At 58.3% G+C, this 1,241-nt stretch carries 1 protein-coding gene and 1 pseudogene; both read left to right on the top strand.

The window, feature by feature from the left end; translation table 11 throughout:
• A pseudogene (locus tag AUR66_RS21440) lies at positions 1 to 119 on the top strand (alanine--glyoxylate aminotransferase family protein); the annotation flags it as partial.
• 373 nt (positions 120 to 492) lie between these two features.
• Positions 493 to 1,170, top strand: coding sequence for a DUF4386 family protein (locus AUR66_RS17090; protein WP_058573383.1), 678 nt, complete (start codon positions 493 to 495; stop codon positions 1,168 to 1,170).
• The last annotated feature ends 71 nt before the right edge of the window (positions 1,171 to 1,241 follow it).

Below are 1,241 nucleotides of genomic sequence, written 5' to 3' on the forward strand. Positions count from 1 at the left end.
CGAACGGGTACGGGTCGGCACTCGGCGAGAAGACGTTCCGCATCGGTCACATGGGTGAACACGACGTTGAGTCCATCAAAGAACTGACCGACGCCATCGAAGACGTCGCTGGCCTCTAACGACCGACGAGACCACGTTTTCGAACGCTGTCTGCGGGAATTGACTCTCCTGAATTCCGCTGTTGGTGATGGGTTGTCGACGCCACCCTGAAGACAATGCACGCATCGGGAAGATACGTCTACTACGAGAACGTCTCTGTTCGTCGCGCGGACGACACGACGTTGGTCGCTGAGTCGCCACACCCATCGACGAGTGCAAGACACCGGCATTCACACAGGCCGGTACACCACAGGGTGATTGTCAAGAGGGACGTTCTCCCGTGCGAGAGCGTGTACGATACGGCTATCTCCTCAGCGGGCAATGCAATTCTGACGAGAAATAATGGCATCAACAACGAGACAAGCTACGGCTGAAATCGATCAATCGCCGGTAGTGAAGCGGTGGAACTATCTGACGGTCGGGGGTTTCGCCGCACTGATTGAGGCAGCCATCTACGTGGCTGGCATCGTGTACTTCCTCCTGATTCTCGATTTTGCGAGCGTTGCCGGACCACTCCAACAAATCGAACTGTTCGTCGCAAACGAGACCAGTCTGTACGCGATGTACCTGCTCATCTACGTAGTCTTTGGTATCGTCTTGGTTGCGCTTGTAATGGCGCTTCACGAGCGTCTCAAGACTGACGCACCGATACTGATGCGGGCGACGACCGCATTCGGGCTGATTTGGGCCGGGCTGGTTATCGCCAGCGGGATGGTCGCCACGCTCGCGATTGGCGTCGTCGTCGACCTCTACAGTACAGACCCGACGCAAGCGACCACAGTCTGGCTGGCAGTCAGCCCGGTCATCGAGGGATTGGGCGGCGGAAACGAGATAGTCGGCGGCCTCTGGACGTTACTCGTGAGCGTCGTCGCGTTACGGACGCGAGCGCTCCACCGACTGGTAAACTACTTCGGCCTCGTGGTCGGGACAGCGGGCGTCCTTTCGGCCATCCCAGCCCTCGGTGAAATCGGTGGGGGTATCTTCGGCCTCACCCAAATCGTCTGGTTCGTCGCCCTTGGTATCCTCCTGTTACGCGCAGGTCGCCGTGAGGCGGCGTCTGTGTCTCAGTGAGCCGGTTCACATTCCCTCGTGTGAACATTTTGTGCGACGCCACACGAGACAGAGATGCGTTCAGTCTGCCA

The organism is Haloferax profundi (genome assembly GCF_001469865.1).
Lineage (GTDB): Archaea > Halobacteriota > Halobacteria > Halobacteriales > Haloferacaceae > Haloferax > Haloferax profundi.